Raw genomic sequence first — 24078 nt, 5'->3', positions numbered from 1 at the left:
GTCTGAACCATGGGTTTGCTCAATATCGGGATGTCGGGGCTCAATGCGTCCCAAGGGTCGCTAGCGACCTTGAGTAACAACATTGCCAACGCCAAGACCCCGGGATACTCGCGTCAGCAGACCACCCAGAATGCCAACGGCAGCACGGGGTTCGATGGCGTGTTTGTCGGTACCGGCACGACCCTGGCGGATGTACGCCGGGTCTACAACCAGTACCTGGACACCCAGTTGCAGACCACCACCTCGCTCAACAGCGACGCCAAGGCGTATCTGGATCAGATCGGTTCGGTGGACAAGCTGCTGTCGGACAAGACCACCGGTGTCGGCGCTGCCCTCAGCAGCTTCTTTGCCGCGTTGCAGACCTCGTCCTCCAACCCGAGCGACAACTCTGCGCGCCAACTGGTGCTGACCATCGCCCAGACCTTGGGTAACCGCTTCAATTCCATTGCTTCCGAGTTGAATAAACAGAAGGAAGGCATCAACAGTCAGTTGGGAACCCTGACCGGCCAGGTCAACCAGCTGACGTCCTCCATCGCCTCCCTCAACCAGCAGATCAGCCAGGCCAAAGGCACGGGCAACGCTGAACCTGCGAACTTGCTGGATGCGCGCAATGAAGCAGTGCGTTCGCTTAATGAACTGGTGGGTGTGAGGGTTACTGAGGCCAACGGTCATTTCGACGTCAGCCTGGGCACCGGTCAGTCCCTGGTGTCGGACGGTATTTCCAACAAGTTGTCGGCGGTGCCGAGCCAGGACGACAAGAGCCAGTACTCGGTCATGCTGGCCAGCGGCTCGCAGCAGATGGACGTCAGTTCGGTCATCAGCGGCGGCACCATCGGTGGCTTGCTGCGTTATCGCAGCGATGTGCTGATGCCAGCCATCAACGACCTGGGCCGAACCGCCCTGGTGGTCTCCGAAAGCATCAACAGTCAGTTGGGCCAGGGCCTGGACGCCAACGGCCAGTTCGGTAACTTGCTGTTCAATAACATTAACAGCACAACGGCTATTAGCCAGCGCAGTGTCGGTGGCCCGAACAACAGCAGCGCCGGTAACCTGAATGTGACCATCGCCGACGCCAGCAAGCTGTCGACACTCGATTACAAAGTGACCTTCTCCGACGCCAACAATTACACCGTGGTGCGCTCGGACGGCAAGGCCATGGGCTCTTTCAACACCACCACCACGCCGCCTCCGGTGATCGACGGTATCACCCTGGCCCTGGACGGCAAGGGCGCCATGGCCAACGGCGACACGTTCAAGGTCAGCCCCACCGCCAATGGTGCGACGAATATCAAGGTCGTGATGACCGACCCGAACAAGTTGGCGTTCTCGGGGCCGTTGCTGGCCGAAGGCAATAAAAACAACAGCGGCACCGGTGTGTTCGGCGCACCGACCCTGTCCTTGCCTCTGGACATCCACGGTGGCGCCACCACGGCCCAGTTGGAAGCGGCGATCAAGCAGTCGATGCCGGTGAAAATGGTCTTCGGTAAACCGGCCGCCGACGGCACCCAGAGCTATGTGGTTAACGACGCCAAAGGCAATGTCATCGGCAACGGCACCGTCATTCCGGGTCAGGACAACAAACTGACGATCAAGGTGCCGATGCTGGATTCGGCCGGCAACGTGATCAAGGACGCTGCCAACAATCCCATGACCTTTGGCGTCGACACCGTCATCAGTGGCGCGCCGAAAGATGGCGACAGCTTCAGCGTGTCGTTCAATGCCGGAGCTGCCCTGGACAACCGCAATGCCCTGCAACTGCTTGGCCTGCAAACCAAGAAAACCGTGGGTGCTACCGACGACAACGCAGGCGTGAGCATGACCACCGCCTACAGCCAGTTGGTGTCCGCGGTGGGCGGCAAGGCCAGCCAGGCCAATGTCGACAACAGCGCCACCGGCGCCATGCTGGATGCCGCCAAGGCCAGTCGCAGTTCGGTGTCCCAGGTCAACCTGGATGAAGAGGCGGGCGACATGATCAGATTCCAGCAGTACTACACCGCGTCGTCGCAGATCATCAAGGCTGCGCAAGAAACCTTCAGCACGCTGATTAATAGTCTTTAAGGGAGATTGAGACGATGCGCATCTCGACTGAACAGTATTTCAATACCAGTGCTTCGCGCTATTCGAGCAACTTTTCCAACGTCACTAATACCCAGCAAAAGATCGACTCTAGCGTGCGTATCCAGACTGCCGCGGATGATCCGGTGGGCGCTGCGCGCTTGCTGCTGTTGCAACAACAGCAAGACATGCTGGGCCAGTACGCCGGCAATATGAGCAGCATGAAGAACTCGCTCAACAGCGAGGAAAGTGTGCTCGAGGGCATCAATACGGCCTTGCAGCGTGCCAGTGAATTGGCGCTCAAAGTGGCCGGTAAAGGCGGTGGCGGTATCAGCGATGATGACCGCAAGGCAGTGGCTTCGGAGATCGGCGAGATTGAAAAGCAGGTGTTTAGCCTGCTCAATAGCAAGGATTCGTCCGGCCACTACCTGTTTGCTGGTGGCAAGAGCGATACGCCGCCGTATGCCCGCAACAGCGACGGTACCTACAGCTATCAGGGTGATGAAACGCCGTTGAGCCTGAAGATATCCGACACGTTGTCGATGGTGGCGAACGACACCGGCAAGAGCGTCCTGGAAGGCACGGCCAACGCTGGACGTACCCAGGCGACGTTGCAACCGCCAGCAGTCAATGATGGCAAGGTTTGGGTGTCGGCCGGCGCGGTGACGTCGCAGTCAAAATATGACATCAGCTTCACCGAAGGCCAGCCGTACAAACTGACCTTCATCAGCAGCACCCAGTACACCGTGAGCGATTCGGCGGGCAACGACATTACCTCCGAGACCGCCGGTAACGGCGTATTCGATGCGACCAAGGAAGGCAGTTCGTCCATCAGCCTGCGGGGCGTGAGCTTCGATGTCAGCCAGAACCTCAAGGACATCAAGCCCGGCGCCGACACCGATGCGGTGTACAAGGACCGGGTCTACACCCTGGAAGGCAAGCCGGACAGCTTCAACGTGTCGCGCACGCCGAGTAATACCTCCACCGCGCAGTTGGCGGCGGGCCAGGTCACCAGCCAAACGGACTACTCAAGCACTTTTCCGAACAAAGGGGCGGTGATCAAGTTCACCTCGGCGACCGATTACGAGGTGTACGCCCAGCCAATAAATGCCGACAGCAAGCCGGTGTCCAACGGCACCATGGTTCCTGGTACGCCGGCTATTCCCGGCCCTCCGGTCATCCCCGCGGTCCCCGCCAAAATCACCGCCGCCGGGGTGACCTTTGAGGTCAGCGGCGCACCGGACATTGGCGATCAGTTTGCAGTGGGTTCCAGCACCCACAAGACCCAAAGTGCACTGGATACCCTCAGCCAGTTGCGTCAGGCCCTGGAAGCGCCGTCCGATGGCGATCCGGTCGCCCAGGGCAAGCTGACCGATGTGGCCAACGCCACCATCACCAACCTGCAGGCCTCTTATGCCCAGGTGGACATGGTGCGTGGCTCCATTGGTGCGCGACTGAACTCACTGCAGATCCAGGAATCGGAAAACACCAGCATGGTCCTGGCCAACAAGTCGACCATCTCGTCCATTGCCGACACGGACATAGCCACGGTGTCGATTGAGCTGGCCTTCCAGAAGGCGATGCTGGAAGCCTCGCAGCTGGCGTTCGTGAAAATCTCCCAGTTGAGCCTGTTCAACAAGATGTAATGGGTGCTGGGACAAAACGGCCTACCCTGGAAACAGGGTGGGCCGTTGTCGTTTTAGGTGTGCGCAACCTCCAGGGTTTTGCACAAAGCGCACGAAATTGAGTGACCTATGAGTCATAAAGCGCATCTTCACTGTATCGTGTGAAAAGGATAGGTCACCGCCAGACCTCCGCCGAGTCGGATTTAGGGGCTTTGGTCAGTGAATGGATGGCCGCTTTCGGCGTGTTTTTTGCGGGGTTATCCCCTTTATTGTCAGCACTCCTGAATGCATTCAGGGGTGTTCTCCAGCTATTTAGTATTGGGAAGCCACAATGATTGGCATAAAAAGCATCGCCAGTTACGTGCCAGTAGATGGGCTTGATAACTACGCCCAGGGTGCCAAATTCGCCAAGGATGAAGAGTTCATCATTGGCAAGATCGGTTCAGCTTTTCTGCCGCGCAAGGATGCCGCGCAGGAAACCTCCGATCTGTGTGTCGAGGCAGTCAATGCCTTGTTTGCCAACAACCCAGGTTTGAAGCGCGAATCCATCGACGTGCTGATTGTCGTCACCCAGAACGGTGATGAAGAAGGCCTGCCTCATACCGCCGCCATCGTCCAGGACAAGCTGGGCCTGCCGACCCACGTGGCGGCCTTTGATATTTCCCTGGGTTGCTCCGGCTACGTCTACGGCATCTACGCAATGAAAGGTTTTATGGAAGCCACCGGCCTGAAAAACGGCCTGCTGGTGACCTCCGACCCATACTCGAAGATCGTCGACCCCGAAGACCGCAACACCACCATGCTCTTCGGCGACGCCGCCACCGCCACCTGGATGGGCGAAGACGCGCCGTGGCAGCTGGGCAAGGCCAAGTTCGGCACCGATGGCTCCGGCGCACCGCATCTGAAGGTCAGCGACGGTGTGTTCTTCATGAATGGCCGCCAGGTCTTCAACTTCGCCCTGCTCAAGGTGCCGGCGCACCTGCACGAGCTGCTCAACGAGTCGGACCTCAAGGCCGACGAGATTGATGCGTTCTGCATCCACCAGGGCAGTGCGGCGATTGTCGACGCCGTGGCTCGGCGTTTCGAAGACGCGCCGGTAGAGAAGTTCATCAAAGACATGGTCGAGACCGGTAATACCGTGTCGTCGAGCATTCCTCTGTTGCTGGAAAAGCATGCGATGGACTCCGACTGGAAGCGCGTGGCCATCAGTGGCTTCGGCGTGGGCCTGTCATGGGGCTCGGCGATTATTTATCGGCCGTGATGCCTTAATAGAGCTGCACAAAAAACGCCCAGGCTCGAAAGAGCCTGGGCGTTTTTTTGTGCACACCTGGAGCGAGCTTGCTCGCGAAAAACGTTAACAATGACGCGGGCATTCAGAATGCGCGCGGCGCCCTCAGGTTTTTCGCGAGCAAGCTCGCTCCTACAATAATTGACGGCGTGTCTTGGGGCGGAGTTCTGACGCCAGTAACCCGTGATTGCTGGCAATTCGCGCCTCTGTAAGGCCTTGAATTGCAAGGAGTGGCACGGGGCTAGTAAAAAATTTCAAAAAAACCCTCAAGCAACCTGCATTCACGACGATAACTATTACGAAGGTTCTCTAGGCCACACCCGGCGGTTGCCAGGGCCGGAAGCCGCAGTATCCAACTCACGAGGATTTCGTCATGGCAATGTCCGTAAATACCAACATCACTTCCCTGGGCGTCCAGAAGAACCTGAACAAAGCATCCGACGCTTTGAGCCAGTCGATGAACCGTCTGTCTTCCGGCCTGAAAATCAACAGCGCCAAAGACGACGCTGCCGGCATGCAGATCGCTAACCGTCTGAACAACCAGGTCAAAGGCCTGAACGTTGCGATCGCCAACGCCAACAACGGTGTTTCCATCGCCCAGACCGCTGAAGGCGCGATGCAAGAATCCACCAACACCTTGCAGCGTCTGCGTGAACTCGCCCTGCAAGCAGCCAACGGTGATAAAAGCGACGCTGACCGTGTTTCCCTGCAGCAAGAATTCACCGCTAAAGTGGGTGAGCTGAACCGTATCGCCAGCACCACTACCTTCGGTGGTCGTAACCTGCTCGACGGTTCGTTCAGCAACGTAGCATTCCAGATCGGCGCCAACGCTAACGAAACCATTTCGTTCGGCATGACCGACATCAGCTCTACTGCCCTGAAAGGCAACTACAAAGAAGCTAGCGTTGACAGCACCGCGCTGAAAGGCCTGGCTGCTACTGCTACTGGCTCGGTACTCATTGATAAAGCCACTACGACAGGTACCGCTGCTGCCGGCGCCACTGTGGCTAGCGATAATTTCAAAATAAATGGCACAACAATCACCCTCGGTGTTGGCGACGGTTCTGACAAGGGTGCGGCTGCAGTTGAGGCTATCAACAAACAGACAGCTACTACCGGTGTTACTGCCAGTGCCGACGCTACTGGCATCCTGACACTGACATCCACCAAAGCTATCAAGCTTGAAGCTGGTGCTGTTGTAGCTTACAGCGCAGGCCCCCCTGAAGTCCTTGCCAGCACTGATGGCTTGGCCAGCCTCAAACTCACTCCTGCAGCTAACATTGCCACTACCAGCAATTTGACCGCTGCCGGTTCCATCTCTGTGAATGGCACTGAGGTAAAGTGGGCTAAAGACGCTCCCATGGCGGGCGTTCTCACTGCCCTGACTGCCGCTGCTGGCGGCGCTACGGCTGGTGCCTCGGCCACCTTCACTGAAGGTCGAGTCAAGTTGACCTCGGGTGACGGTGCAGACATCAAGCTGTCTAACACCACAAGCGGTTCTCTGTCGCTGTTGGGCCTGTCGGCTGGCACTACTCAAGCCAAGCTGACCGCTGACACCTCCATTGATGTGAATGGCGTTGAAGTCAAGTTCAAGAAGGGTGACACCGCTGACGCAATCGTTGCTTCGATCAACAGCGCCAGCACCGGTGTAAACGCCACCAAAAACGCTGATGGCACCCTGAACCTGTTCGCTGACAAAGACATCACCATCAAGGACGGCAGCGCCGGTACTGGTCTGGTCGCACTGGGTCTGAAAACCGTTTCCGATGCCGGCACCAAAACTGCCGTCACCATGGAAACCAGCGTTTCCGACCTGAACATCCTGTCCGCAGCTTCTTCCCAGCAAGCCATCCAGGCTCTGGACGATGCCATGCAGCAGATCGACAGCCAGCGTTCGCAGCTGGGTGCGGTGCAAAACCGTTTCGCCAGCACCGTGGCCAACCTGCAGAGCATTTCGCAGAACTCCACTGCCGCCAAAGGCCGTGTAGAAGACGCTGACTTCGCTTCCGAAGCCGCTGAACTGACCAAGCAACAAACCCTGCAACAGGCTTCCACCGCGATCCTGTCCCAGGCCAACCAACTGCCATCCGCTGTTCTGAAGCTGCTTCAGTAATAACGGCTAGCGGTTAAATAACGGAAGGGCGCGTATACGTGCCCTTTCGTTTTTTCAGTTTGGAGGTGATGAAATGGACATGAGCATCAAGCTGAACGCGTCTTACCCGGCTGGCGTAACCCAGGCCAATCAGGCCAATAATGTCTCTACTGCTCAGGCCAAGCCTGCGGTTGAGACTGAGCCGGCCTCCGCCGAGGGGCCGCAGCGCATGGCGCTGGAAAAGGCTGTAACCGATATTCGTGAGTTTGTGCAGGCGACCCAACGTAACCTGGATTTCTCCATTGATGACACCACCGGCAAAGTGGTCGTCAAAGTTATCGCCACCGACAGTGGCGAAGTAATTCGACAGATTCCATCGGAGACCGCGCTGAAGCTGGCGCAGAACCTGAGCGATGCCAGCAGCCTGCTGTTTGAAGCAAAGGCTTGAGTTGGCACGAAACATGTTTCTGATTGCTGCCTGGGCGTTAGTGCGCCAATAAAGCGGCAGCCGCAGGACAAGGAGAATAGCAAATGGCTAGTTCAACGATTTCCGGCCCAGGCTCGGGCTACGACACGCAAGCCATCGTCAAGGCGTTGGTGGGTGCTGAACAGGCGCCCAAGCTGGCCCAGATCACCGCTCAGCAAAAAGACGCGACCGTCAAGCTGTCGGCTGTAGGCTCGGTGAAAACGGCGTTGGAAGCTTACCAGGCGGCGATCACCAAGTTGAACAACGTGGCCTCGTTCAACGGGCTGGCTGCTACTACCTCTGAAGAAAAAAACGTCAAGGTCACCCTGGGTGACGGCGCGTCCAGCGGTAAATACACCGTGAAGGTCACGGATCTGGCAACCTCTTCGAAAGTCACCAGCAAGATTGTCGAGGGTGGTGCTTCGGGCAAGGCCAATGCCAGCGATGAAACTCAGACGCTGACCATTACCCAGTCGGGCAAAAGTTACGACGTACTGGTTCCGGGCGGTGCGACGCTGCAGCAGCTGCGTGAATCCATCAATACCCAGCTTTCCGCCCAGGGCATCAGTGCCAACGTGCTGAGTGACGCCAATGGCGCACGTCTGGTCATCGGCTCCAACACCAGTGGCGTAGGCACCGACATCACCCTCAGCGGTGACTCGGACCTGGCCACCGGTTACGACGCGGGTAAGCCGGCGCAGAACGCCAAGTACACCATCGACGACATCGAGATGGAGTCCACCAGCAACAAGGTGACATCTGCCATCAGCGGCGTGACCCTGGATCTGGTGGCTGCTGAAAAGGACAAGCCGATCACCATCACTGTGGCCAGTAACACCGACACGCTGAAGACCTCGGTGCAGTCGTTCGTCACCGCTTACAACGCCCTGATGACCGCCATCAACACCCAGACCAAGGTCACCGCCACGGGCGATGCCTCCACCACCACGGCGGGCGCCTTGACCGGCGATGCGTCGATGCGTCAGCTGGTTGCCAGCCTGCGCAGTGAGCTGGTCAACGGTTCGGGTGCTGGCAGCATGACCAGTCTGGCCCAGATGGGCATCACCACTGACCAGAAAACCGGGCTGCTGAGCCTGGAGGACAAGGCGTGGGACAAGGCTGTGGTTAAGGGTGCTGGCGATATTGCCAAGCTGTTCACCGGCGACACTGGTCTGGTCACCCGCATGAACAAGGCGACCGCGAGCTATGTAGGCACCACCGGGACGCTGGCCTCGCGGGCGACAGACCTCAACACCAAGTTGACCGACCTGACCACCCAGAAGGCCGACCTGGATCGGCGTATGGAGGCCTTGCAGAAGTCCTTGAGCGCCAAGTACACGGCGATGGACACCATGATCGCCCAGATCAACGCCAGCAGCTCCAGCATCATGACCACCCTCAACTCGCTGAACAATCCGAAGTCGAGCTGATTTTTCGGGGCGTTCAACGCTCCGAAAAAGCATGTGCCGGTGGTCCGGGTCTTGAAGTCTGGATTAAAGTTTTTTGCGGTGCTGTCGAAAAACTGGTTAAGCAAACCTATTCGACTGTGGCCTGTAACTGAGGTAGCAACATGAACCCTATGAGAGCCCTTCGCCAATACCAGAAGGTCAATTCCCACGCTCAGGTCTCCGAAGCCAGCCCGCACCGTCTGGTGCAGATGCTGATGGAAGGTGGTCTCGATCGTATGGCTCAAGCCAAGGGCGCGTTGAGTCGTGGTGATATTGCACAAAAAGGGCTAATGCTGGGCAAGGCGATTGAAATCATCACCGGTCTGCGCGACGGCCTGGAGCCGGAAAAAGCTGAAGATCCGGCAGCGGTGCATCAGTTGGACGCCCTGTATGGCTACATGAGTAACCGCCTGGTGGAAGCCAATCGTGTGAATGATGCTGACTTGATCGACGAAGTCGCTCGTCTGCTGATTACCGTAAAAGAAGGCTGGGATGCCATCGCAACATAATAAGGCCTGAGGCCTTGAGGTACACGTCATGAGCCATGCACTGCAACGCATTGATGAAACCCGCGAAGCCTTGATCGACGCGTTGGCAGAACGTAACTGGGACGCCATCGGCGAACTGGACCTGGGCTGCCGTAACGTGATTGACGACGTGCTCTGCGAGGCGCCGGTCGACGAGGATGCCCTGCGGGAAAAACTGGAGAGCCTGTTGGTGGTTTACCAGCAGTTGCTTGAGGTGACGACCGGGGAGCGCCAGGCGATTTTCGAAGAGATGTCGCAGATCAATCGAGCGAAGAGTGCGTCAAAGGTTTACCATCTGTTCGGCTGATCTGGCTCAGTTAATCCGAACGGGCGCGTCATAAATTTGACTGTGCACATTTTTTTGACTTAACTAGTGCTATTTCAGACGTCAGGTGGCCGTAGCGCAGAAAATGCCTACAGCTATCTAGATTGCCCCGAATCGAGGGCATTAGAGTTTTACTAGGGAAGTTGTTATTGCATGTGGCGTGAAACCAAAATTCTGCTGATCGATGACGATAGCGTTCGCCGCCGCGACCTGGCGGTGATCTTGAATTTTCTTGGCGAAGAAAATCTGCCCTGCGGCAGCCACGATTGGCAGCAGGCGGTCAGCTCTTTGTCGTCGAGCCGTGAAGTCATCTGTGTGCTGATCGGGACGGTAAACGCTCCTGGCGCAGTTCTGGGCCTGTTAAAGACACTCTCAACCTGGGATGAGTTCCTTCCAGTGTTGCTAATGGGCGATATTTCTTCTGTCGAGCTTCCGGAAGACCAGCGCCGCCGCGTCCTTTCCACCCTGGAAATGCCCCCCAGCTACAGCAAATTGCTCGACTCCCTGCACCGTGCCCAGGTCTATCGCGAGATGTACGACCAGGCCCGCGAGCGCGGACGTCACCGCGAACCCAACCTGTTCCGCAGCCTCGTCGGCACCAGCCGCGCCATCCAGCACGTGCGCCAGATGATGCAGCAAGTGGCTGATACCGATGCCAGCGTACTGATCCTCGGCGAGTCGGGCACTGGCAAGGAAGTGGTCGCGCGAAACCTGCATTACCATTCCAAGCGCCGCGACGGGCCTTTTGTGCCGGTCAACTGTGGGGCGATTCCTGCAGAGCTGCTGGAAAGCGAACTGTTCGGCCACGAAAAGGGCGCCTTTACCGGGGCGATCACCAGCCGTGCCGGGCGTTTTGAACTGGCCAATGGTGGCACCCTGTTTCTCGACGAAATCGGCGACATGCCGTTGCCGATGCAGGTCAAGCTGTTGCGAGTCCTGCAAGAGCGCACCTTCGAGCGCGTGGGCAGCAACAAGACCCAGAGTGCCGACGTGCGCATCATCGCCGCGACCCACAAGAACCTCGAAAGCATGATCGAGGTCGGCAGCTTCCGCGAAGACCTGTACTACCGCCTCAACGTATTCCCCATCGAGATGGCACCCCTGCGTGAGCGCGTGGAAGACATCCCGTTGTTGATGAACGAGCTGATCTCGCGCATGGAGCACGAAAAACGCGGTTCAATCCGTTTCAACTCGGCGGCGATCATGTCCCTGTGCCGTCACGGCTGGCCGGGCAACGTCCGCGAGTTGGCCAACCTGGTGGAGCGCATGGCGATCATGCACCCGTACGGGGTCATTGGCGTGGTCGAGTTGCCGAAGAAATTTCGCTACGTCGACGACGAAGACGAGCAACTGGTGGACAGCCTGCGCAGTGACCTGGAAGAACGGGTGGCCATCAACGGCCACACCCCGGACTTCGGCGCCACTGCCATGCTGCCGCCCGAAGGCCTGGACTTGAAGGACTACCTCGGCAGCCTGGAACAAGGGCTGATCCAGCAGGCCCTGGACGACGCCAATGGCATCGTTGCCCGTGCCGCCGAGCGCCTGCGCATCCGTCGTACCACCCTGGTGGAGAAGATGCGCAAGTACGGCATGAGCCGTCGTGAAGGTGATGAACAGGCGGATGATTGACGCCTGTTTTTCAACTCACTGATATATAGGTGGTTTTTTTTAGGCACGGGTATTGCTACAGCTCTCGCAACGTTCCGTTTAACTGACGGTCAGCCAAGCGAGAGAGCACGATGCCCCACGTCGCCCAACTATCTTCAGTCCCTGACACTCAGGGGCCTTCCGTAGAGCAGATCAGCCGGCTTGGGCTTGAGCAGGCGTTCTCGCTGTCCAGTCAGTTGACCGATTCCTACATCCTGCTGGAGGCCCGGGTTTCTGAGCTCAAAGGCGAGTTGGCGGTGGTCAGTGCCCAGCGCATGGCAGAGCTGGCCGAGAAAGAACGCTTGGCCAACCGCCTGCAAAACCTCCTCGACCTGTTGCCCGGTGGCGTTATCGTCATCGACGATCAGGGCCGCGTGCGCGAAGCCAACCCGGCGGCCTGCGACTTGCTGGGTTTGCCACTGGAAGGCGAGCTGTGGCGCCATGTCATTGCCCGCTGCTTTGCGCCACGCGAAGACGACGGTCACGAAATCTCCCTCAAGGACGGTCGTCGGCTGTCCATCGCCACCCGTTCCCTGGACGCCGAGCCCGGCCAATTGGTCTTGCTCAACGACCTGACTGAAACCCGTCACCTGCAGGATCAACTGGCGCGCCATGAGCGCCTGTCGTCCCTGGGGCGCATGGTCGCTTCTCTGGCGCATCAGATTCGTACCCCGCTGTCGGCCGCGCTGATCTACGCCAGTCATTTGACTGACGAGCAATTGCCGGCGGCCACTCATCAGCGTTTTGCCGGTCGGCTCAAGGAGCGTCTGCACGAGCTTGAGCACCAGGTGCGCGACATGCTGGTGTTTGCCCGCGGCGAGTTGCCGCTGACCGACCGTGTCACGCCGTCGGCGCTGATGCAGTCCCTGCAAGCCGCTGCGGCCACCCATATTCAAGACGTGTCGGTACGTTGGCAGTGCGACAGCCATCTGGGGGAGTTGCTGTGCAATCGCGACACGCTGGTGGGTGCGCTGCTCAACTTGATTGAAAACGCGACCCAGGCCAGCGGCCCCGGTGCGCAGCTCAAGGTGCACCTGTACACCCGCGCCGATACCCTGCGGCTGTGCATCAGCGACAGCGGCAGCGGGATCGATCCGCTGGTGTTGCAGCGCCTGGGTGAACCCTTTTTTACCACTAAGACCAACGGAACCGGGCTGGGCCTGACCGTGGTCAAGGCAGTGGCGCGGGCACATCAGGGAGAATTGCAGCTGCGTTCCCGGTTGGGTCGCGGCACCTGTGCGCTGATGACGCTGCCGCTGTTTTCAAGCGCGCCAAGCGCGGAGTAAAGGTAATGGCTATCAAGGTTTTATTGGTTGAAGACGATCGCGCCTTGCGTGAAGCATTGGCTGACACGCTGCTGTTGGCGGGCCATGACTACCGGGCGGTCGGTTCTGCCGAGGAGGCCTTGGAGGCTGTAGAGCACGAATCCTTTAGCCTGGTGGTTAGTGACGTCAACATGCCGGGCATGGACGGCCACCAGCTGCTCGGCCTGTTGCGCGCCCGCCAGCCGCAATTGCCGGTGCTGCTGATGACCGCCCATGGCGCCGTCGAGCGCGCTGTGGAGGCCATGCGTCAGGGCGCGGCGGACTACCTGGTAAAACCCTTCGAGCCCAAGGCCTTGATCGAACTGGTCGCCCGTCACGCCCTTGGCACTCTCGGTGCCGCCGATGGCGAAGGCCCGATTGCCTTTGAACCGGCCAGTGCTCAATTGCTGGAGCTGGCGGCCCGTGTGGCACGCAGTGATTCCACGGTGCTGATCTCTGGCGAGTCCGGCACTGGCAAAGAAGTGCTGGCGCGTTATATCCACCAGCAATCCCACCGCGCCAGCCAGCCGTTTATCGCGATCAACTGTGCGGCGATCCCCGACAACATGCTCGAAGCCACCTTGTTCGGCCATGAAAAAGGCTCCTTCACGGGTGCTATCGCTTCGCAAGCCGGCAAGTTTGAACAGGCCGACGGCGGCACCATCCTGCTCGATGAAATTTCGGAAATGCCCCTGGGCCTGCAAGCCAAGTTGCTGCGGGTGCTGCAGGAACGCGAAGTGGAGCGGGTCGGCGCACGCAAGCCGATTCAGCTGGATATCCGCGTGGTCGCCACCACCAACCGTGACCTGGCGGGTGAAGTGGCGGCGGGGCGCTTCCGTGAAGACTTGTTCTACCGGCTCTCGGTGTTCCCTCTGGCCTGGCGCCCTTTGCGTGAGCGCCCGGCGGATATCATCCCGCTGGCCGAGCGCCTGCTGAGCAAGTACGTCAATAAAATGAAGCATGCCCAGGCGCGGTTATCAGCTGACGCCCAGGCGTGCCTGATCAGCTATCCGTGGCCAGGCAATGTGCGCGAGCTGGACAATGCGATCCAGCGTGCGTTGATTTTGCAGCAGGGCGGCTTGATCCAGCCTCAGGACTTTTGCCTGGTGTTGGGTAACAGCAGCAGTGGCGCTGCGCCGCTACCCAGCCTGGCTGCCCCGCAGGTTGAAGCCGCTCCCGCCGAATCGGCTGGCGCATTGGGCGACGACCTGCGCCGCCGCGAATTCCAGATGATCATCGACACCCTGCGCTCCGAGCGCGGCCGTCGCAAAGAGGCTGCCGAGCGGCTGGGCATCAGCCCGCGGACCTTGCGCTACAAGCTGGCGCAAATGCGCGATGCCGGGATGGACGTGGAAGCCTACCTTTTCGCCACCTGAAAATTTCCCACGTGAAAACCTTAGGGGCGACAGGATCAGTCGCCTTTTCTTACAAGCAGCCACGGAGCTGGCACCCTTGTTGCTACCACCCTATTAACCGCAGACGTAGTGTCAAAAAATTGCGGGTCGTCGGAGAGAGAAGTTCATGAGCCAAGGTGTTGAGTTCAATCGGTTGATGTTGGATATGCGCTCCATGCAAATGGATGCCATGGCTAGCTCGAAATCCGTCACGCAAGTGCCGGAATTGGGCAAGAGCAACTTTGCCGACATGCTTGGTCAAGCCATCAACAAGGTCAGCGATACCCAGCAGGCTTCCAGCCAATTGGCGACTGCCTTCGAGATCGGCAAGAGCGGCGTGGACCTGACCGACGTGATGATCGCCTCGCAAAAGGCCAGCGTTTCCTTCCAGGCCTTGACCCAGGTGCGCAACAAGCTGGTTCAGGCCTATCAAGACATCATGCAGATGCCGGTTTAAGGACGATTTGAGTCATGGCAGAAGCAGTCGTGGATAACGCACCCGCTAAGACAGACGGCAAACCGCCGCTGTTTGGCCTGTCGTTCCTGGAAAACCTTTCCGAGATGACCATGTTGCGTCAGGTAGGCCTGATGGTCGGCCTGGCTGCCAGCGTGGCGATTGGTTTTGCCGTGGTGCTGTGGTCCCAGCAACCCGATTACCGGCCGCTCTACGGCAGCCTGGCGGGTATGGACGCCAAGCAGATCATGGAAACCCTGGCCACCGCCGACATCGCCTACACCGTTGAGCCCAATTCCGGCGCGTTGCTGGTAAAAGCCGATGACGTATCCCGTGCGCGGATGAAACTGGCGGCAGCCGGCGTCACCCCCACCGACGGCAATATCGGTTTTGAAATCCTCGACAAGGACCAGGGCCTGGGTACCAGCCAGTTTATGGAAGCCACCCGCTACCGTCGTGGCCTGGAAGGCGAACTGGCACGCACTATCTCCAGCCTGAATAACGTCAAGGGTGCCCGCGTGCACCTGGCGATTCCGAAAAGCTCGGTGTTTGTGCGCGATGAACGCAAACCCAGCGCCTCGGTCTTGGTTGAGCTGTTTTCCGGCCGCTCCCTTGAGCCTGGCCAGGTCCTGGCGATCATCAACCTGGTGGCCACCAGCGTTCCCGAGTTGAGCAAGTCGCAAATCACCGTGGTCGACCAGAAGGGCAACCTGCTCTCCGACCAGGCGGAAAACTCCGCACTGACCATGGCCGGCAAGCAGTTCGACTACAGCCGTCGTATGGAAAGCATGCTGACCCAGCGGGTGCATAACATCCTGCAACCGGTGTTGGGCAATGATCGCTACAAGGCTGAAGTGTCTGCCGACGTGGACTTCAGCGCGATCGAGTCGACGTCCGAGCAGTTCAATCCGGATCAACCGGCGCTGCGCAGTGAGCAGTCGACCAGCGAACAACGCACCGCCAGCAGTGGCCCGCAAGGCGTGCCCGGCGCCCTGAGCAATCAGCCGCCAGCCCCGGCTTCGGCCCCGCAAACCACCGGTGGCGCTGCGGCTACCGCTGCCGCGATCCAGCCCGGCCAGCCGCTGCTCGACGCCAACGGTCAGCAAATCATGGACCCGGCCACCGGCCAGCCGATGCTTGCGCCGTACCCTGCGGACAAACGTCAACAGTCCACCAAGAACTTCGAGCTGGACCGTTCCATCAGCCACACCAAGCAGCAACAAGGCCGCTTGAATCGCCTGTCGGTGTCGGTGGTGGTGGATGATCAGGTCAAGATCAACGCCGCCAACGGCGAAACCAGCCGCGCACCGTGGAGCGCCGACGAATTGGCGCGCTTCACCCGCCTGGTGCAGGACGCCGTGGGCTTTGATGCCAGCCGTGGCGACAGCGTCAGCGTGATCAACATGCCGTTCTCCCTGGAGCGCGGTGAGGTGATCGCCGAGACCCCGTTCTACTCGATGCCATGGTTCTGGGATATCGTCAAACAAGTGCTGGGTGTGCTGTTCATCCTGGTGCTGGTGTTCGGCGTGCTGCGCCCGGTGCTTAACAACATCACCGGCCACGGCAAGAAGCAACTGGCACCCTTTGGCGGCAGCGATGTCGAGTTGGGTGGCATGGGCGGCCTGGATGGCGAACTGGCCAACGACCGTGTCAGCCTCGGCGGCCCACAAAGCATCTTGCTGCCTAGCCCGAGCGAAGGCTATGACGCACAGTTGAACGCAATCAAGAGTTTGGTGGCAGAAGATCCGGGTCGTGTGGCCCAGGTCGTGAAAGAGTGGATCAACGCAGATGAGTGATAGTCGAGCTGCTGTAGCCAAACTCTCCAGGGTCGACAAAGCCGCCGTGCTGCTGCTGTCCCTGGGGGAAACCGACGCCGCCCAAGTGCTGCGCCACATGGGCCCCAAAGAGGTTCAGCGTGTTGGTGTGGCCATGGCGCAAATGCGCAATGTGCACCGCGAGCAGGTCGAACAGGTGATGAGCGAGTTCGTCGAGATCGTCGGCGACCAGACCAGCCTGGGCGTCGGTTCCGACAGCTACATTCGCAAGATGCTCACCTCCGCCCTCGGCGAGGACAAGGCCAACGGCCTGATCGACCGCATCCTGCTGGGCGGCAACACCAGCGGCCTCGACAGCCTGAAGTGGATGGAACCCCGTGCCGTGGCGGACGTGATCCGCTACGAACACCCGCAGATCCAGGCCATTGTCGTGGCGTATCTGGACCCGGACCAGGCTGGCGAAGTGCTTGGTCATTTCGACCACAAGGTGCGCCTGGACATCATCCTGCGGGTCTCGTCGTTGAACACTGTGCAACCGGCGGCCTTGAAAGAACTGAACACCATTCTTGAGAAGCAATTCTCGGGCAACTCCAACGCCTCGCGCACCACCCTGGGTGGCATCAAGCGTGCGGCGGACATCATGAACTTCCTCGACAGCTCCATCGAGGGCCAGTTGATGGACTCGATCCGTGAGATCGACGACACCCTGTCCGTGCAGATCGAAGACCTTATGTTTGTCTTCAACAACCTGTCGGATGTCGACGACCGTGGCATCCAGGCGCTGCTGCGCGAAGTCTCCTCCGATGTGCTGGTACTTGCCCTTAAAGGCTCGGATGAGGGCGTCAAGGAAAAGATCTTCAAGAACATGTCCAAGCGGGCATCCGAACTGTTGCGCGACGACCTGGAGGCCAAGGGCCCGGTACGCGTCAGCGATGTGGAAACCGCGCAGAAGGAAATCCTCACCATTGCCCGCCGTATGGCCGAAGCCGGAGAAATCGTTCTCGGCGGGAAGGGCGGCGAAGAAATGATTTAAGGCGCCGCACATGTCGAACAAAGATGAGACGCCCAGCGATTTGATTCGCGCCCGTGACGTCGGCGGGTTCGACGTCTGGTCGCTGCCCAGCTTCGACCCGCACCGGCCCGAGCCCGAGCCGGAACCTGTTGAAGAAACCCCGGTGGAAATGGAAGAAGTGCCCCTGGACGAAGTCCAGCCACTGACCCTGGAAGAGCTGGAAAGCATCCGTCAGGAGGCTTACAACGAAGGCTTTGCCACCGGCGAGAAAGAAGGCTTCCATAGCGCCACTCTCAAGGTCCGCCAGGAAGCTGACGCCGCCCTGAGCGCCAAGCTGGCCAGTCTGGAGCGGTTGATGGGCAACTTGTTTGCACCCATCGCCGACCAGGATTCGCAGATCGAAAAGACCATGGTCGGCCTGGTGGAACACATCACTCGCCAGGTGATCCAGCGCGAGCTGAAGATGGACTCGACCCAGATCGAAAGCGTCATGCGCGAAGCCCTCAAGTTGCTGCCGTTGGGCGTGGGCAATGTGCGCCTGTACATCAATCCCCAGGATTTCGAGCAGGTCAAAGGCCTGCGTGAACGCCATGAGGAAACCTGGCGCATCGTTGAAGATGCCGCGCTGCAGCCGGGCGGTTGCCGGGTCGAGACCGAACACAGCCGTATCGATGCCAGCGTCGAGACGCGTATCAGCCAGATCATGGCCAAACTTTTTGACCAGTTGCACGAGCAGGCACTGCACCCGGCGGCAGCTGATCTGCATCTTGAATTAAGCGACGACCTGGACGCTCCTGATGCGCCTTGATCGCACCAGCTTCGCCAAGCGCCTGGGCGGCTATGCCGAAGTCGCCGAATTGCCGGGCCAGCCAATCCTCGAAGGTCGGCTGCTGCGCATGGTCGGCCTGACCCTGGAAGCCGAAGGTCTGCGCGCTGCCATGGGCAGCCGCTGCATGGTGATCAACGACGACAGCTATCACCCGGTGCAGGTCGAAGCGGAAGTGATGGGCTTCTCCGGCAACAAGATTTTCCTGATGCCCGTTGGTAGTCTCGCCGGTATCGCTCCCGGTGCGCGGGTCGTGCCATTGGCCGACACCGGCCGCTTGCCCATGGGCATGAGCATGCTTGGCCGGGTACTCGACGGCGCCGGTCGCGCCCTAGACGGCAAGGGCGGGATGAAAGCCGAAGACTGGGTGCCGATGGACGGCCCCACCATCAACCCCCTCAAGCGCAACCCCATCAGCCAGCCGCTGGACGTGGGCATTCGCTGCATCAACGGTTTATTGACGGTGGGCCGCGGCCAGCGCCTGGGCCTGTTCGCCGGTACCGGCGTGGGCAAGAGTGTGCTGCTGGGCATGATGACCCGCTTTACCGAGGCGGACATTATCGTGGTCGGGCTGATCGGCGAGCGGGGCCGCGAGGTCAAGGAATTCATCGAACACATTCTCGGCGAGGAAGGCCTCAAGCGCTCCGTGGTGGTTGCTTCGCCGGCGGATGATGCGCCGCTGATGCGCTTGCGCGCAGCGATGTACTGCACGCGTATTGCCGAATATTTTCGCGACAAGGGCAAGAATGTCCTGTTACTGATGGACTCCCTCACGCGGTTCGCCCAGGCCCAGCGGGAAATCGCCCTGGCCATCGGCGAACCGCCGGCCACCAAGGGTTATCCGCCGTCGGTGTTCGCCAAGCTGCCCAAGCTGGTGGAACGGGCCGGTAATGCCGAGGCCGGTGGCGGCTCGATCACGGCGTTCTACACGGTGCTGTCCGAAGGCGATGACCAGCAGGACCCAATAGCCGACTCGGCCCGGGGCGTGCTCGACGGCCACATCGTGTTGTCCCGGCGCTTGGCCGAGGAAGGACACTACCCGGCTATCGACATCGAAGCGTCCATCAGTCGGGTGATGCCGTCGGTGGTCAGCCCTGAACACATGGCCCGCGCCCAGCAGTTCAAGCAATTGTGGTCACGCTATCAGCAGAGTCGCGACCTGATCAGCGTTGGCGCCTACGTGCCCGGCGGTGATCGTGAGACTGACCTGGCGATTGCCCTGCAACCGCAGTTGGTCACCTACCTGCGCCAGGGCCTCAACGACAACATCAGCATGGCCGAGAGCGAAGGGCACCTGGCGTCGGTGTTCGCACCTGCGCCCGGCGGTTAAGCCGTGGCCACAAGTCGCGCATCCCGCCTGGCGCCAGTGGTGGAGATGGCCGAAAGCGCCGAACGCACCGCCGTCCAACGGTTGGGGCATTTCCAGGGCCAGGTGCGCCTGGCGGAAAGCAAGCTGGGCGACCTGGAGCGCTTTCGCGGCGAATACCAGCAGCAATGGATCGACCGCGGCAGCCACGGCGTTTCCGGGCAGTGGCTGATGAATTACCAGCACTTCCTCAACCAGCTGGAAACGGCTGTCGGCCAGCAGCGCCAAAGCCTGGCCTGGCACCAGAACAACCTCGACAAGGCCCGCGAAGGCTGGCAACAGGCCTATGCCCGGGTCGAAGGCCTGCGCAAGCTGGTGCGGCGCTACATCGAAGAAGCCCGCACCCTGGAAGACAAGCGCGAGCAGAAGTTGCTGGATGAATTGTCCCAGCGCTTGCCGCGCCAAGACCAATACTGATAGCAGCTGTTCCTGCATCTTTTTCAGTGTGTTGCCATAGGCGCAGTTGCCCACCCCCTCTTCACCTGCTAAACCTTGTTGCACATTGCCAATGACAAGGAAGCAGTTGTATGTCAGTTGCTACAGAAGTATCCGCAGACGGGCAAAAGGTGACGATTTCGATCAAGGGGCGATTCGATTTCGGCAAACATCAAGAGTTTCGCGATTCCTACGAACGCCTCGTCAAGAAGCCCGAGACTTACGTCGTGGACTTGAAGGAAGCCACCTACCTCGACAGCTCTGCGCTGGGCATGCTTCTGCTGCTGCGCGACTACGCCGATGGCCAGGGCCGGGAGCCTGACGTGCGTGTAATCAATAGCAGCTCCGACGTACGTAAAATCCTCGCCATCTCCAACTTCGACAAACTGTTCGACATCAGTTGAGCACCTTGGCCCCGGTGCTCGAAGCCCTGACCGTCCTGATCGCCGAAGACAGCGCCGCCGATCTTCTGTTGCTGTCGACCATCGTCCGCCGCCAGGGCCATTTGGTGCTGACTGCCAGCAATGGTCAGGAAGCCGTGGAGGTGTTCGCTCGCGAGCGCCCGCAATTGGTATTGATGGACGCGCTGATGCCGGTGATGGACGGCTTTGAGGCTGCCCGGCAGATCAAGCACCTGGCGGGGGAGGCGCTGGTGCCGATTATCTTCCTCACCTCCCTGCGCGAGAACGAAGCCCTGGCCCGGTGCCTGGACGCCGGTGGTGACGACTTCCTGGCCAAGCCTTACAGCCAAGTGATCCTGGCGGCGAAGATCAACGCCATGGATCGTCTGCGCCGCTTGCAGGCCACGGTGTTGCAGCAGCGCGACCTGATCGCCCGGCACAACGACTACCTGCTCCATGAGCAGCGGGCGGCCAAGGCGGTGTTCGACAAGGTTGCCCATTCCGGCTGCCTCAATGCAGCGTCGAATATTCGTTATCTGCAATCACCCTATGCCTTGTTCAACGGTGACCTGTTGCTGGCGGCCTATACGCCCTCTGGCGATATGCACGTTTTGCTGGGCGACTTTACCGGCCATGGCCTTCCGGCAGCTATCGGCGCGATGCCGCTCGCCGAAGTGTTCTACGGCATGACCGCCAAGGGCTACGGCCTGGCGCAAACCCTGCGGGAAATGAACGCCAAGCTCAAACGTATCCTGCCGGTGGATATGTTCTGCTGCGCGACGTTGTTGTGCCTGAGCGCCCAGCGCCGGATGGTGGAAGTATGGAACGGCGGCATGCCCGACGGCTATGTGCATGAGGTCGCCAGCGGCCGGCGCACGCCGCTGGTGTCGCGGCATTTACCCTTGGGGGTGTTGGCGGCCGAGTCCTTTAGTGATCGCACCGAGGTCTGGCCGATGGCGTTGGGCGACCGGGTCTTCTTGTTGTCCGATGGTGTGCTCGATACCGCGGACGCCAATGAACAGTTGTTTGGTGCCGAGCGGTTACTGCAGGTGTTTGCTGCCAATCGCCAGCCTGAACAGCTGTTCGAAGAAATCGAACGGGCGCTCGCCGGCTTTCGCGGCCAGGTGCGGGACGACATCAGCATGGTGGAAGTCAGCCTGCTGCCCGACCAGCCTCTGCGGTCGCCGGCCATGGTCTACTCCGACAGCGGCCAGTCGTGCCCGCTGGACTGGTCGGTGAGCTTCGAGTTTCGCGCCGAGACCCTCAAGCGTTACAACCCGTTGCCTTACTTACTGCAGTTGTTGCTGGAAATCCACGGCTTGCGGGGGCAGAGCGGGGCGCTGTACAGCGTAATGGCCGAGCTGTATTCCAACGCTCTGGAGCACGGCGTGCTGGGCCTGGACTCGCGCCTCAAGCGTGACGCCCAGGGTTTCGCCAACTATTACCGCCAGCGCAATGAGCGCTTGGGGCAGTTGGACAGCGGCTTTGTGCGAGTGCATGTCAACGTGGTGCCGACGCCGGTGGGTGGTTGCCTGACCCTGCGTATCGAAGACAGTGGGCCAGGCTTTGACGTGGAGCAGGTGCTGGCGCGGCCGCTGGACGTCGACCGTCTGTCCGGACGCGGCCTGAGCCTGGTCCGCCAGCTCAGTAGCGATGTACGCTGGTCGGACGGTGGGCGCAGTGTCTGCGTAGAGTTTTCCTGGGAGGCTCTGGCATAATCGCGCCGATTCTTGATCAAGGAGCGAACAAGTGGCAGAGATTCATTTGGACCCTGATGTGTTGATGGGTTTGCAGGACGTAATGGAAGGCGAGTATCCGAAGCTGCTGGATACGTTTCTGGATGACTCGCAAAAACGCGTGCAAGCGCTGCGTGATGCTCGCAATGATGCCAACACCTTGGGCAAGATTGCCCATAGTTTCAAGGGCAGCAGTGGCAACCTCGGGGCTTTGCGCCTGGCGGAACTGTGTCGGCGATTGGAAGACGAATCGGCGAAGCAGGCGCAGGTTGGCCTGGGGGCGCTGGTGGACGAGATTGATCATGAGTTTGCCTTTATACGGCCGTTGTATGAGCACGAGCGCCAGCGCTTCCAGCTTTGATCCCCGCGAGAGTCGAAGCCTTCCATAAACCTGGCCCGACTCTTGCTCTACCTCTTCTTACTGCGCCCTCGACCCTGTGCAGTGGAGACTCACTTATGCCTCTCGCCCCGAACTCGCTCCTTCAGGCTGCCCCTGCGGTCAAGCCTAAAGCTTCCTCCGCCAATGCTCCGGCAGTGGTCGCGGACCCGCGTGCCAAGGGGCCGGGCTTCGCTCAGGTGTACGCCAAGGAGTCGCAGGTAACGCCGACCAAGTCCACGGACATGGCGCCCAAACCAAGCCGCGACAAGCCTGCCGACACCAGCGCCAAGAAAGATTTCAGTAATGACAAGCCTGCCGCTGGCACTCCAGCGGTTGCCGATAGCGGCAAGAACTTGCCTGGCTCGCCGAGCAAGACCGACGCAGCGGCCAGCACCGATGACGATACGACCAAGGACCCTGCGCTGGTTCAGCAGCCACCGGTCGACCCGGTTGTTGACCCGGCGCTGACGGCCGCAGTCACGCCAGTGCCGCTTCCCGCTCCAGTACCTGTGGACGACGCTGCCACGCCGGTTGCCGTTGTTGCGCTGCCGGTTGCCACTGAAGAGGTCAAGTCGGCCTTCGATCCAGAAGCGGATCCACTGGATGCATTGCCGGCCGTACGCCTGGCGATGGAGCAGGGTGGGCACGTCTCGGCCAGCAGCCAGGCCTCACAAAAAACCGCTCCAACCCAGGCTGAGCCCACCGCCGCACAAAGTTTCGCCAACGGCCTGGCGGCCATGGTGGATCAACAGGCGGCCAAGGACAGCACTGACCAGGGCGGTGACAAGGCTTTCAGTGGCTTGATCGAAGACGGCCTCAAAGACCTTAAGAACGCCAGCAGTGACACCCGTGTCGACGACTTCGCCAATCGCCTGGCGGCATTGACCCAGGCAGCGACGCCGAAAACCGCCAATGCCTTGCCCCTCAACAATCAGCCGTTGGCTATGCACCAGGGCGGCTGGACCGAGGAAGTGGTGAACCGGGTCATGTACCTGTCCAGCGCCAACCTCAAGTCGGCAGAAATTCAGCTGCAACCAGCGGAACTGGGTCGCCTGGATATTCGCGTGAACATCACGGCGGACCAGCAGGCCCAGGTCAACTTCATGAGCAGTCATGCGGTGGTGCGTGAAGCCCTGGAAAGCCAGTCGGGGCGGCTGCGGGAAATGTTCGCCCAGCAGGGCATGGGCCAAGTGGACGTCAATGTTTCCGACCAGTCTCGCGGTTGGCAGGGACAGGGTCAGGAGCAACAGCAGAATCAGAGCCGTGGCGTCAGTGGCAGCGGCGAGCGCGGTGATGGGCGTGAGGGGGGCGGGTCTGGTGACCTGGCCGAAGTCGCCGCGCCGGCTGTCCGTACAGTGATCGGCTCCAGTGCCGTGGATTACTACGCCTGATCTGGCTGGGAAAGCTTCCTCTGTGGCGAGCCCGCTCGCCACAATAAGCCTGTACCCACACTCTTCAGTTTGATCAGACAACTCTGGCATAACACTTGCTCTTGCCTTGCCGTAGATCTGTGAAAACCCGAA

Annotated in this window: 21 protein-coding genes and 1 pseudogene; all 22 read left to right on the top strand. The window is 59.9% G+C overall.

The annotated features are described in order from the left end of the window. Window positions 1-9: 9 nt before the first annotated feature. A complete protein-coding gene (gene flgK / locus ACZRJ6_RS21405) occupies window positions 10-2058 on the top strand; it encodes a flagellar hook-associated protein FlgK (RefSeq protein ID WP_463969605.1) in 2049 nt (682 codons plus the stop codon). A 14-nt stretch (window positions 2059-2072) separates the two neighbouring features. Further along, window positions 2073-3701 (top strand): flagellar hook-associated protein 3, encoded by a 1629-nt coding sequence (locus tag ACZRJ6_RS21400; protein WP_463969606.1) that lies wholly within the window; start codon window positions 2073-2075, stop codon window positions 3699-3701. Between the two features lie 310 nt (window positions 3702-4011). After that, the gene (locus ACZRJ6_RS21395) at window positions 4012-4941 is read left to right on the top strand and encodes a ketoacyl-ACP synthase III (protein ID WP_463969607.1); all 930 of its coding nucleotides are present in this window, start codon (window positions 4012-4014) and stop codon (window positions 4939-4941) included. A gap of 44 nt (window positions 4942-4985) precedes the next feature. Continuing rightward, window positions 4986-5108 (top strand): annotated as a pseudogene (locus ACZRJ6_RS21390) (outer membrane lipoprotein carrier protein LolA); the annotation flags it as partial. A gap of 233 nt (window positions 5109-5341) precedes the next feature. Beyond that, complete coding sequence (locus ACZRJ6_RS21385; protein WP_463969608.1) at window positions 5342-7081, top strand: flagellin N-terminal helical domain-containing protein; 1740 nt, start codon at window positions 5342-5344, stop codon at window positions 7079-7081. Window positions 7082-7154: 73 nt separating this feature from the next. Continuing rightward, the gene (locus tag ACZRJ6_RS21380) at window positions 7155-7508 is read left to right on the top strand and encodes a flagellar protein FlaG (protein ID WP_463969609.1); all 354 of its coding nucleotides are present in this window, start codon (window positions 7155-7157) and stop codon (window positions 7506-7508) included. An 83-nt stretch (window positions 7509-7591) separates the two neighbouring features. Next, window positions 7592-8956 carry a flagellar filament capping protein FliD gene (gene fliD, locus ACZRJ6_RS21375; protein ID WP_463969610.1) on the top strand — a complete coding sequence of 455 codons (1365 nt, stop codon included), beginning with the start codon at window positions 7592-7594 and terminating at the stop codon, window positions 8954-8956. Window positions 8957-9096: 140 nt separating this feature from the next. Further along, window positions 9097-9483: a flagellar export chaperone FliS gene (gene fliS / locus ACZRJ6_RS21370; RefSeq protein WP_463969611.1), complete on the top strand. Its 387-nt coding sequence runs from the start codon at window positions 9097-9099 to the stop codon at window positions 9481-9483. Window positions 9484-9511: 28 nt separating this feature from the next. Next, window positions 9512-9808, top strand: coding sequence for a flagellar protein FliT (fliT, locus tag ACZRJ6_RS21365; protein ID WP_463969612.1), 297 nt, complete (start codon window positions 9512-9514; stop codon window positions 9806-9808). A 171-nt stretch (window positions 9809-9979) separates the two neighbouring features. After that, the gene (locus ACZRJ6_RS21360) at window positions 9980-11455 is read left to right on the top strand and encodes a sigma 54-interacting transcriptional regulator (RefSeq protein WP_133099154.1); all 1476 of its coding nucleotides are present in this window, start codon (window positions 9980-9982) and stop codon (window positions 11453-11455) included. A 110-nt stretch (window positions 11456-11565) separates the two neighbouring features. After that, window positions 11566-12759, top strand: coding sequence for a sensor histidine kinase (locus ACZRJ6_RS21355; protein ID WP_463969613.1), 1194 nt, complete (start codon window positions 11566-11568; stop codon window positions 12757-12759). Window positions 12760-12764: 5 nt separating this feature from the next. Further along, window positions 12765-14153, top strand: a complete 1389-nt coding sequence (locus tag ACZRJ6_RS21350) for a sigma-54-dependent transcriptional regulator (RefSeq protein WP_463969614.1) — start codon at window positions 12765-12767, stop codon at window positions 14151-14153. Window positions 14154-14298: 145 nt separating this feature from the next. After that, the gene (gene fliE / locus ACZRJ6_RS21345) at window positions 14299-14628 is read left to right on the top strand and encodes a flagellar hook-basal body complex protein FliE (RefSeq protein WP_133099151.1); all 330 of its coding nucleotides are present in this window, start codon (window positions 14299-14301) and stop codon (window positions 14626-14628) included. 14 nt (window positions 14629-14642) lie between these two features. Beyond that, on the top strand, window positions 14643-16421 hold the full coding sequence (gene fliF / locus ACZRJ6_RS21340; RefSeq protein ID WP_463969615.1) for a flagellar basal-body MS-ring/collar protein FliF: 1779 nt from the start codon (window positions 14643-14645) through the stop codon (window positions 16419-16421). After that, entirely contained in the window at window positions 16414-17433 is a 1020-nt protein-coding gene (gene fliG / locus ACZRJ6_RS21335; RefSeq protein ID WP_463969616.1) for a flagellar motor switch protein FliG, read from the top strand. Before fliF ends, fliG begins: the two co-directional genes overlap by 8 nt. Before the next feature lie 10 nt (window positions 17434-17443). Continuing rightward, entirely contained in the window at window positions 17444-18220 is a 777-nt protein-coding gene (gene fliH, locus ACZRJ6_RS21330; RefSeq protein WP_463969617.1) for a flagellar assembly protein FliH, read from the top strand. After that, window positions 18210-19568 carry a flagellar protein export ATPase FliI gene (gene fliI / locus ACZRJ6_RS21325; protein WP_463969618.1) on the top strand — a complete coding sequence of 453 codons (1359 nt, stop codon included), beginning with the start codon at window positions 18210-18212 and terminating at the stop codon, window positions 19566-19568. The genes fliH and fliI overlap by 11 nt, the downstream gene beginning before the upstream one ends. A gap of 3 nt (window positions 19569-19571) precedes the next feature. Next, complete coding sequence (fliJ, locus tag ACZRJ6_RS21320; protein ID WP_463969619.1) at window positions 19572-20021, top strand: flagellar export protein FliJ; 450 nt, start codon at window positions 19572-19574, stop codon at window positions 20019-20021. 110 nt (window positions 20022-20131) lie between these two features. Beyond that, window positions 20132-20443, top strand: a complete 312-nt coding sequence (locus ACZRJ6_RS21315) for an STAS domain-containing protein (RefSeq protein ID WP_463969620.1) — start codon at window positions 20132-20134, stop codon at window positions 20441-20443. Then, the gene (locus ACZRJ6_RS21310; RefSeq protein ID WP_463969621.1) at window positions 20440-22158 is read left to right on the top strand and encodes an ATP-binding SpoIIE family protein phosphatase; all 1719 of its coding nucleotides are present in this window, start codon (window positions 20440-20442) and stop codon (window positions 22156-22158) included. Before ACZRJ6_RS21315 ends, ACZRJ6_RS21310 begins: the two co-directional genes overlap by 4 nt. A 31-nt stretch (window positions 22159-22189) precedes the next feature. After that, entirely contained in the window at window positions 22190-22537 is a 348-nt protein-coding gene (locus ACZRJ6_RS21305) for an Hpt domain-containing protein (RefSeq protein ID WP_463969622.1), read from the top strand. A gap of 95 nt (window positions 22538-22632) precedes the next feature. Further along, entirely contained in the window at window positions 22633-23946 is a 1314-nt protein-coding gene (locus ACZRJ6_RS21300) for a flagellar hook-length control protein FliK (protein ID WP_463969623.1), read from the top strand. Window positions 23947-24078 lie beyond the last annotated feature (132 nt).

The sequence above is a fragment of the Pseudomonas sp. C321 genome, assembly GCF_055407105.1.
Note: the sequence above shows the minus strand (reverse complement) of the source record. Positions and strands in the feature narration are given on the sequence as shown.

Excerpts from the sequence above, each read along its gene's own strand:
- flgK (WP_463969605.1), top strand. The coding sequence starts at position 10 with ATGGGTTTGCTCAATATCGGGATGTCGGGGCTCAATGCGTCCCAAGGG.
- ACZRJ6_RS21400 (WP_463969606.1), top strand. The coding sequence starts at position 2,073 with ATGCGCATCTCGACTGAACAGTATTTCAATACCAGTGCTTCGCGCTAT.
- ACZRJ6_RS21395 (WP_463969607.1), top strand. The coding sequence starts at position 4,012 with ATGATTGGCATAAAAAGCATCGCCAGTTACGTGCCAGTAGATGGGCTT.
- ACZRJ6_RS21385 (WP_463969608.1), top strand. The coding sequence starts at position 5,342 with ATGGCAATGTCCGTAAATACCAACATCACTTCCCTGGGCGTCCAGAAG.
- ACZRJ6_RS21380 (WP_463969609.1), top strand. The coding sequence starts at position 7,155 with ATGGACATGAGCATCAAGCTGAACGCGTCTTACCCGGCTGGCGTAACC.
- fliD (WP_463969610.1), top strand. The coding sequence starts at position 7,592 with ATGGCTAGTTCAACGATTTCCGGCCCAGGCTCGGGCTACGACACGCAA.
- fliS (WP_463969611.1), top strand. The coding sequence starts at position 9,097 with ATGAACCCTATGAGAGCCCTTCGCCAATACCAGAAGGTCAATTCCCAC.
- fliT (WP_463969612.1), top strand. The coding sequence starts at position 9,512 with ATGAGCCATGCACTGCAACGCATTGATGAAACCCGCGAAGCCTTGATC.
- ACZRJ6_RS21360 (WP_133099154.1), top strand. The coding sequence starts at position 9,980 with ATGTGGCGTGAAACCAAAATTCTGCTGATCGATGACGATAGCGTTCGC.
- ACZRJ6_RS21355 (WP_463969613.1), top strand. The coding sequence starts at position 11,566 with ATGCCCCACGTCGCCCAACTATCTTCAGTCCCTGACACTCAGGGGCCT.
- ACZRJ6_RS21350 (WP_463969614.1), top strand. The coding sequence starts at position 12,765 with ATGGCTATCAAGGTTTTATTGGTTGAAGACGATCGCGCCTTGCGTGAA.
- fliE (WP_133099151.1), top strand. The coding sequence starts at position 14,299 with ATGAGCCAAGGTGTTGAGTTCAATCGGTTGATGTTGGATATGCGCTCC.
- fliF (WP_463969615.1), top strand. The coding sequence starts at position 14,643 with ATGGCAGAAGCAGTCGTGGATAACGCACCCGCTAAGACAGACGGCAAA.
- fliG (WP_463969616.1), top strand. The coding sequence starts at position 16,414 with ATGAGTGATAGTCGAGCTGCTGTAGCCAAACTCTCCAGGGTCGACAAA.
- fliH (WP_463969617.1), top strand. The coding sequence starts at position 17,444 with ATGTCGAACAAAGATGAGACGCCCAGCGATTTGATTCGCGCCCGTGAC.
- fliI (WP_463969618.1), top strand. The coding sequence starts at position 18,210 with ATGCGCCTTGATCGCACCAGCTTCGCCAAGCGCCTGGGCGGCTATGCC.
- ACZRJ6_RS21315 (WP_463969620.1), top strand. The coding sequence starts at position 20,132 with ATGTCAGTTGCTACAGAAGTATCCGCAGACGGGCAAAAGGTGACGATT.
- ACZRJ6_RS21300 (WP_463969623.1), top strand. The coding sequence starts at position 22,633 with ATGCCTCTCGCCCCGAACTCGCTCCTTCAGGCTGCCCCTGCGGTCAAG.